The sequence below is a fragment of the uncultured Clostridium sp. genome (assembly GCF_934754915.1).
Lineage (GTDB): Bacteria > Bacillota > Clostridia > Clostridiales > Clostridiaceae > Clostridium.
In genome coordinates this window covers 1-8766 of the sequence record NZ_CAKVKB010000135.1, presented here as the reverse complement: position 1 = coordinate 8766, position 8766 = coordinate 1, and the positions used below count along the sequence as shown (strand labels likewise).

General features: G+C 26.3%; 8 protein-coding genes. All 8 read left to right on the top strand.

The window, feature by feature from the left end; all coding sequences use genetic code 11:
• Positions 1-335, top strand: a 335-nt coding sequence (locus Q0F58_RS15305) for a hypothetical protein (RefSeq protein WP_294378406.1), incomplete at its 5' end; no start/stop codon positions are given.
• A gap of 210 nt (positions 336-545) precedes the next feature.
• The gene (locus Q0F58_RS15300; RefSeq protein ID WP_294378402.1) at positions 546-4136 is read left to right on the top strand and encodes a leucine-rich repeat protein; all 3591 of its coding nucleotides are present in this window, start codon (positions 546-548) and stop codon (positions 4134-4136) included.
• A gap of 26 nt (positions 4137-4162) precedes the next feature.
• The gene (locus tag Q0F58_RS15295; protein ID WP_294378399.1) at positions 4163-5644 is read left to right on the top strand and encodes a glucosyltransferase domain-containing protein; all 1482 of its coding nucleotides are present in this window, start codon (positions 4163-4165) and stop codon (positions 5642-5644) included.
• 134 nt (positions 5645-5778) lie between these two features.
• Positions 5779-6210, top strand: a complete 432-nt coding sequence (locus tag Q0F58_RS15290) for a hypothetical protein (protein WP_294378398.1) — start codon at positions 5779-5781, stop codon at positions 6208-6210.
• 133 nt (positions 6211-6343) lie between these two features.
• The gene (locus Q0F58_RS15285) at positions 6344-6919 is read left to right on the top strand and encodes a COG2426 family protein (protein WP_367118200.1); all 576 of its coding nucleotides are present in this window, start codon (positions 6344-6346) and stop codon (positions 6917-6919) included.
• 20 nt (positions 6920-6939) lie between these two features.
• On the top strand, positions 6940-7449 hold the full coding sequence (locus tag Q0F58_RS15280; protein WP_294378395.1) for a hypothetical protein: 510 nt from the start codon (positions 6940-6942) through the stop codon (positions 7447-7449).
• Positions 7450-7459: 10 nt separating this feature from the next.
• Entirely contained in the window at positions 7460-8233 is a 774-nt protein-coding gene (locus Q0F58_RS15275) for a hypothetical protein (RefSeq protein WP_294378393.1), read from the top strand.
• 72 nt (positions 8234-8305) lie between these two features.
• Positions 8306-8766, top strand: a 461-nt coding sequence (locus tag Q0F58_RS15270; RefSeq protein WP_294378390.1) for an NAD(P)-binding protein, incomplete at its 3' end; no start/stop codon positions are given.

Below are 8766 nucleotides of genomic sequence, written 5' to 3'. Positions count from 1 at the left end.
CAATAACGTCATATGATGGGAATTTTAAAATAAACAAAAAAGATTGTGCTAATTTGAAAAAAGATATTGTTCAAAAAATAGAAGATAAATTATTTTGTGTCAATCACAATGCAATTAATATTTTTAAAGACACTAAAGAACTCACAACAAAAGATTATCAAATGACAGTATGGTTTTCAAAATTGAAATTAGATAAAGCAAAAAAATGTACAACAAAAGAGTTTGAACAGATCATAAAAGATACATATAATGTCGATTTCAAGGAACATCAATCTCTAGAGAATACTTTAGAATATTCAAAACGGATCATACAAATTAATAGATTACAATTATGATGAATATATTGTTCCGACTATTGAAAAAATAGTACAAATAGGTGAATCGACATATAATGTACACTATGAACTTTCAAATACAAATATACAATATGTAGGTAAAATAAAATATATGGCAACAATAAAATTTCAAAATAATAACTTTTATATAGAATCTAACACAGAATATGCAGAATAGAAAAATATAAAATTCAGAAGAGGAAGGTTTTTATGAGGAATAAAGTTTATAGAAGTCAAAAAGGAATAACATTAATAGCTTTAGTAGTAACAATTATACTTTTGTTATTATTAGCAGGAATAACAATTTCAAATATTGCAGGAAACAATTCCATTTTAAATAGAGCAAAACAGGCTGCTAATGTAACAGACATAGAACAAGCTAGAGAAATAGTCGTACTTGCTGTTCAAACTGTGCAGATAAAATCTTATCAAGAGAATATGACAAAAAATGATATAAGAGGAGAATTAGAAAAAGAGTTAAAATCATATGAGAAAAGTGCTCAAGAAAATATAAAGGTTACTATAGTAGAAAATATATACAGGGTAGAATTTAGGGGATTTATATTTAATGTATCAGAAGATTTTAGGACTGTTGAATATGTTCAAGATTTTAATGCAAAAGAATGGGATAAAGAAAAAACACCTGAAACGGCATTTATATGGGCTAGTGAAGATCCAAATGATGGAGAAGATTATCATACAATTATAGGATATAACAAAGATATGGTAAATTATACAATATTGAGAATTCCAAGTAGATGTCATGTTATAGATATTCAATATAAAAACCAAAAAGATTATGGAAGAACCCAAAATTATAGTGAATCTATTAATAGATGTATAAGTAGAACTTTTGACAGCGTATTTTCATATGGTTGGACTTCAAGATTACCAAATGGAGGAATTACCAAAATTGAACTACCTGCGACTATAACCAAACTTAGTGGAGCATTTGTTGGTTTTTCTACAGTAACTGAAGTAGAGTTTCCGTATAGTTTGAAAGAAATAACAGATTCAAGTTTTTATGGCTGTACAGGCCTTACCAAAATTACAATACCAAGTAGTGTAACCAAAATAGGAGATGCTTCATTTGGCAATTGTTCAAACTTAGAAGATGTATTTGTGCCAGATACAGTAACTATTATAGGAAACGGTGTATTTATAAACTCTAAATTTTATGCAAATTTACCTGAAGGAGAAGTTTATTTAGGAAAAGTTTTTTACAGATATAATGGGACTACACCATCAAAAGTAAATATTAAAGAAGGAACAACAGCAATAGCAGGTGAAGCATTTGTTTATAAGGTAAAGCAACAATGGGGGTATAGTAGTGAAAAAAATCAAACTTTAAATAGTGTTTATATACCAGATAGTGTAACATATATAGGAGGAAATGCATTTTATAATTGTGTAAACCTAAATAAATGTGATATGCCAAGTAAAATAACATATATAGGAGATGAAGCTTTTCGTTATACTAATATAAAAGAATTGGTAATAAAAAATGATATTGATTATATAGGAAATGCGGCTTTTGAAAGGTGTTCAAATCTTTCAAATTTAAATATATCAGGAAAAATAGTGGATATTCAATTATCAGCATTTGATAATACTCCATGGTTTAATAATCAGCCAACAGGAGCAGTATATATAAATAATGTTTTATATAAATACAAAGTTACAGGTACATCAAATGTTACATTAAAAGTAGCAGAGGGAACGACAGAAATTGCTGATTATGCAATTAATTACATAAGCGAAATATCAAAGATTATATTACCATCAACCATGAAGAGAATAGGAAACTACGCTATAAGCGGATGTAATAATTTAACAATTATAGAATTAAATGAAGGGTTAGAAGATATAGGAAGAGGGGCATTCAGTAATTGCAGTTCATTAAATAATATTGGAACATTACCAAGTACATTAAAATATATTAGAAGTAATGCATTTTATAATTGTATAAATATAGAATTTGGTGATTTAGTAATTCCGGATGGTGTAGTAGTAATTGGAAGTTATTCTTTCTACAATTGTGTTGGAATTAAAAATTTAAAGACACCAAAAACACTTAAGATGATAGCAGAGAATGCATTCAGTAATTGCTATAACATAGAAACTGTAGAGTTAGAAGAAGGCGTAGGAATAATAACTGATGGAGCATTTTATTCATGTGGAGGTTTAACTAGTGTAAAAATCCCAGGTTCTGTATATTTCATGGGAGAAGATATATTTAAAGGTTGCTTTGAGTTAGGATATATAACTGTAAATAAAGAAAAAGATTCTTTAAAAGGTAGTCCATGGGGTGCTCAATCAAATCCATTTATAATATGGAAAAATCAAAAAGTAGACAAGTATAATATATACATAGAAGAAAGTAACATAACAGCATTATCTAAAGCATATATAGGTCAAAAAGTTATTTTAAACAGTAAAGATACATCAAAACAAGTAAAAGGCTTTGAAGTAAATGGTGAATCGAAAACAGGAAATTATTTCTATATGCCAGCTGAAGATGTAACAATAACAAATGTTACTTATGATGAACAAATATTGTTAGAATCATCTCATCCATATGAATTAAACCAAGAAAAAGTATATGAAGCAAAATTTAAAGAAAATACAGCAATAAGGCTTGAATTTGACAACAGAACAAATCTAGATTGGAGTAGTTACATATATATATATGATACAAAAGATGTTTTGATAAATAAATATAATGGTGAAGAAGCAGCAGGTAAAATATTCTTTATAAATGACAATGGAGTAAAAATAAAATTAAAAACTGGTTCAGGACAAAGCAAATATGGATTTAAATGCACAGTTACTAGATCTGATGAGTTAGAATATAATTCTGCAGAAATTCCAGCCAATTATAAAGAGGATTGTATATATGCAATAACTACTTTGGTTAATGAAGCAAGTAAAGTACAAGTTAAATTTGATGAAAATGCAAATATTGGTCCTGAAGATACACTTTACATATACTCGAATGATGAAAAAGGTATAAGCCAAAACAATAATAAAAGAGCTACATTGAGCAAAGATAATATAGCATCTAGGAGTTTTTGTATGGAAGGAAATGCATCTACAATTTTATTAGACAGCAAAAAAGGTGAAAAAACACAAGAAAAAATTAAATTTACAACAACATTATATGAAACACCTGATAATGTACTGGAAAGTCCACATAATTATTATAATAGCATGAGAGAATACTTTGAAAAAACAATAAGTGGAGCAGAACTAATCAAAATAAAGTTTGACGAGGAATCTTATCTTGAAAGAAACTGTGACAAATTATTTATTTATGATGAAAGTGGAAGATTAGTATTACAATATACAGGAACAGATATTGCAAATCAAACAGTATATATTACAGGTTCATATGTAAAAATATATATGACAACAGATGGATCTGTAACGGGATATGGATTTAGATGTACTGTTGAAGACGCAACCAATGAACTAGAGAAAGCAGGAGATGATGTTATTCTTGAATCTGAGCATCCTTATAAAAATAGTATAGATGTATATTATACAGCAAATATAGATGGAGCACAGTTCCTAAAAGTAGAATTTGATTCAAGTACAGAACTAGAAGGAAAATATTGTGATAGAATATATTTATATAATTCAAGAGGCATTCAAGTAGGATATTATACAGGAACAGATTTAGCAGGAAAAACAATTAAAATAGATGGAAATGTTGTAAAAATCAGATTGAAAACAGATAGTAGCGTTACCAGACGTGGATTCAAATGTACAGTAACAGGTTATAAAATAAAAAGTCAATAGTAAATTACAAAATTTTGGAGAAGAATATGAAAAAACATATTAATAAAGAAAATTTAATACAGTATTTAATTATAATGGGAATAACTCTTATATTGGGAAATGCGTTTTTACAAACGCATTTCTCTTCAGATACATACGTTTTATACAACTTAGGCTATTTTGATTATCCCAGTGAATTTTTTCTACTAGATGGAAGAATAATATCAACACTTGTATGTTATACAGCAGGAGTATTACATTTACCTTATAATATATACTTAATTGGTATGGACTTTATAGGAATTTGTATACTTTCTTTTACAATATATTTATTAAATAAAAAAATAATTGAATTATTAGATATTAAAGATAAAAAGAGAAAAATTTTAATTTTATTTGCAACATTTGTACTTATTTTTAATCAGTTTACATTAGAATATTTATTATTTCCAGAATCAGCAGTGATGTGCTTAGGAGTATTAATGGTGGTTATGGCATCTATAGAGACATTAAATGATAAAAAAAGTAAATATATAAAAATCATAACCTATTTATTTATAACAATAATATCTTATCAAGCAATAATAATTGCATTTCCTGTAATTACATTTTTACTAAACTTTATTAAAGTAAAGAAAAAGGAAAAGAGTAGTAAAGATTTAATAATAGAAATTATAAAATATACACTAATATTAATGGTAATAATAATAGTAGAATGGGGAATAATTCAATTATTTAATAATATTTTAGACAAAGAAATGACAAGAACAGTAAAATTAATCAATTTTCAGGCGTTTTGTATAAGATTAAATTATACATTATTAAATACACTTTCTTTATATGTAGGATTTATGAATATGTTACCATATGGACTATTGCCATTAGTGAGTATTATAACAATAGCAATAATGTTTATAAATAAAAAGATCAGAAAAGATATAATATATTATATTTTTCTGTTACTTATAATATTAATAGAATGTGGAATAGTCATATTTTTATTTGATTCAGGACCATGTCCAAGAACAAATTGGGCGATGGGACTTGTTTGGGGAACTTCTCTTATATATTTAATAAAAAATATTAATATAAATACTAAAATTGAAAAAATAATTTCTATATTAGTAATAATATCATTTTTAATTAATTCGATGATATTAATACAGAACTCTATGCAACATATTGCTGCAAATAAGATAGATGCTAATATGGGATATAATATAAAGTATAAAATTGAAAGATATGAGGAGAAAACTGGTAAAAAAATAACTAAATTTGCATATATAAATGATTATAAGCCTTCTCAATATGCAAGAGACATAAAAAAAATGGGATCCTTAACAGAGAGAGCTTTTGCATGTAACTGGAGTATATTAGAAGCTATGAATTATTACACTGGAAGAAAATTAAAAGTAGTTGAATTTCCTTATAATGTATATTTTGATAAAATGGAACAAATAGATTATACAGAATATACGGAAGACCAATTGTATTTTGAAGATAATACATTATACATGATAATTTATTAAATAAGAATTATTACAAGAAAAAATACCATGAAAAATTACAAAAGATAAAATTTCACAATAATTAACGTTTATCAATATAATATAGTAATAGTTATAAAAATAATTATTAATATATTAAAGGTGGTGAACTTTAAATGGAAGAATATACTTGTAAAAGATTTTGTAAAGGAACATGCATAATAGAAATACTAATAAGCATAGTTATAGGAATAATAGCAGGAATAGTTTTTACAAATGGATTACTTGTTAGTGTAACAACTTTTGCAATTATAGCATTAATAGCAACAGCAGTTATATCAGTAATATTTACTCTACTAATATTAGGTGCGAAAGCATTTGGAAAATGTACTGGATTTGAAAGATGTATATGTAAAAATGGAGGATGTTTATTAGCATCAATAATTGGAACATTACTTTCTGGAACTGCTATATTAATTATAGAAATATCTACTGCTTCAATTGTTTCAATATTAAGTGTTGGATTTGCTGCATTTTTCTTTGTATGGATGATATTATCAATTATATCTTTAATAGGATGCCTAATTAGAGATATTTGTAATAGATAGTTTATAAACAATAGACTTTTTATAGTGGTAAAACATTATAAAAAGTCTAAATTTTTTATTAAAGATGTAGTTTAAGTATTGAAATGGATTTTTATTTAATATATAATACTTGTACCAAAAGGACCGGGTCTTAATGGGACAGGTACCATTAAGACCCGGTCCAAATGGAACGAGAAAGAAAGGAAGAAATAAAATGAGTGAAAAATTAGTAAACGCAATAATAGGAACATTTGGAGGTATAACAGCAATAGCATTTGGAAAGGAAATATTAGTATTTATAATATCATTAATGCCAATATTGGAATTGAGAGGAGGACTTCTTGCTGCAGCACTTTTAGGATTAGATCCGATACCAAGTTATATAATAAGTATAATTGGAAACTTACTTCCAATACCATTTATATTACTATTAATAAATAAAATTTTGGACTGGATGAGAAAGAGCAAACATTTTAAAGGAATAGCAAATTGGCTAGATAAAAAAGTTGAAAAACACAAAGGTCAAATAGAAAAATATGGATATTTAGGAATTGTTTTATTTGTAGGAATTCCACTTCCAGGCACAGGAGCTTGGACAGGTTCTCTTATAGCATCAGTTCTTGAGATGGACAAAAAAAAGACATTTTTAGCTGTTCTTGCAGGAGTATTTTTGGCAAGTATAATAATGATGGTAATATCATTTGGACTAGTAGCTAAAGTGGTTGGATAATTAATAGAAAGAGATTAGATATGAATAAAATTCTTGAAAAGATAAATTATAAAAAAATAATTTTAGCTATTAGTATAATAGGAATAATATTAAGAATAATTTATATTACATATACACCAATAACTAAAAGACAACATGACATGGAAAAAGGCAGTGGACATTTAGCATATATCGAAACAATTTATAAAACTGGAAAATTACCAGAAAATAATGAGTGGCAATTTTATCAGCAACCTTTACATCACGTAATTTCGGCTGGATGGATTAAAATTGCTGAAATATTTGGAGCAAGTTTAGAGGTGGCAGAAGAAGGAATTCAAATTTTAACTGCAATATACTCTTGTGTGATAATTGTAATTTCATATTTTATACTAAAAGAATTAGGAATTAATGATAAATTAAAATTGTTAGTAATGACAATAATAGCAGTACATCCAACATTTATAATTTTATCAGGGAGTATAAACAATGATATTCTAACGATAATGCTCACATTTTTTCGGAATATTATATTTAATAAAATGGTATAAAAATTCTAGCATGAAAAATACAATTATTTTAGCACTTACAACAGGTTTAATTGCACTAACAAAAATATCCGGAGTAATAATTGCAGTACCAATTTTATATATTTTTATAGATAAATTTTGGAAAGATTTTTTTAACGAAAAAAATAGAAAAATGATAATAAAAAAATATGCTTTAGAATGTATAGTGTTTGGAATAATAGCAATTGGAATAGGTTTATCTTATAGTATAAGAAATTTATTATTATTTAATCAATCAATATTTTATGTACCAAAAGCAGGACAAGTAGTGTATCGTGGAGATAGAAGCTTTTGGGATAGATTTAATTTATTTTCAAAAGAATGGTTAAAAGTTTTTGCTTATCCTGAAGAGGATTGCAATATTTGGTCATATTTAATAAAAAGTTCGTTATTTGGTGAATATCATTTAGAAAGTATAAATGTGATTTCTGTTGCAATGCTTATTTTAAATATTGTAATTATTGTGGCTAGTTTATTATGCTTGGAAAAACTAATTTCGGGCAAAAAGCAAACTATGGAAATAAAAATGATAATTGTTTTTTATTTTACACAAATATTAATGTTTATATATTCAAATATTACAATGCCATATGCTTGTACAATGGACTTCAGATATATTGTACCTACAATTTTATTTGGAATGATATTTATTGTAGAGGGGATAAAAGGTACAAAATGTGAAAAAATAGTAAGTTGTATGACTTATTTATTTGCAATTTTGTCAGTTATATTTGAATTAATGTATATGCAGAATTTGAGTGTATGATTGGAGAAAAAATTAATGAAAAAAACATTGATTAAAATTTAATTTAGATGCTTTTAAGAAAGGAAATTAAAAATGCAAAAAGTAATTATAATAGGAGCAGGCCCAGCAGGACTTACAGCAGCAGACAAACTATTGGATGATAAAGAAAAATATGAGGTAACAATTCTAGAAGAAACAAATGAAATAGGTGGAATATCAAGAACAGTAAAATACAATGGCAACAGAATGGACATAGGAGGACATAGATTTTTCTCAAAAGACCCAGAAGTTATGAAATACTGGGAAGAACTTATGCCTATTCAAGGAGAAAATTCATTTGATGATGAAGAATTAAAAAGAAAAAAAGAACTAAAATTTGGCGGACCAAATCCTAATACAGAAGATGAAGTTATGCTTATAAGAACAAGAGTATCAAGAATATATTTCTTAAAAAAATTTTTTGACTATCCTGTAAGTTTAAAATGGAAGACTCTTAAAAATATGGGATTACTTAGAACAATAAAAGTAGGATTTAGTTATTTGCAAGTAGTATG